Annotated in this window: 1 protein-coding gene; it reads right to left on the bottom strand. The window is 51.0% G+C overall.

Annotated features, from left to right (window positions below; genetic code table 11):
* Positions 1-426, bottom strand: a 426-nt coding sequence (locus tag R7Z47_RS26230; RefSeq protein WP_318130949.1) for a beta-ketoacyl synthase N-terminal-like domain-containing protein, incomplete at its 3' end; no start/stop codon positions are given.
* Positions 427-561: the final 135 nt, after the last annotated feature.

Below are 561 nucleotides of genomic sequence, written 5' to 3'. Positions count from 1 at the left end.
TTTCGACATGCCAGGGTGGAAGTCCACACCGTGGTTCATTGGTACGTGACCCATGTGCTCGACACCACCGATCAGGCAAATTTCCGCGTCACCTGTCATGATTGCACGAGTACCATCATGCAGGGCTTGCATAGATGAGCCACACAGACGGTTCACGGTTACTGCGCCAATCTCAATTGGTAGGCCAGCAAGCAGCGCTGCATTACGCGCGATGTTAAAGCCTTGCTCAAGCGTTTGTTGCACACAGCCCCAGTAGATGTCTTCAATCTCGCTTGGGTTCACTTGTGGGTTGCGTGCCAGAATGCCTTTCATTAGGTGCGCAGAAAGGTCTTCTGCACGAGTATGACGGAAAGCACCACCTTTAGAGCGACCCATTGGGGTACGTAGACAATCGACTACGACAACGTTTCTGGTTTGATTAGTCATTTTTGGAATCCCTCCTTAGATAGAACCTTGCTGTTGCGCGCCGTAGAAGCTTTCGCCTTTCGCCGCCATATCAATCAACATTTGCGGAACATGGTACATCGCGCCTAGATCAGCGTGCTGTTTTGCCATTTCAAC

It is taken from the genome of Vibrio sp. 1641, from assembly GCF_033339995.1.
GTDB classification, from domain to species: domain Bacteria; phylum Pseudomonadota; class Gammaproteobacteria; order Enterobacterales; family Vibrionaceae; genus Vibrio; species Vibrio alginolyticus.
Note: the sequence above shows the minus strand (reverse complement) of the source record. Positions and strands in the feature narration are given on the sequence as shown.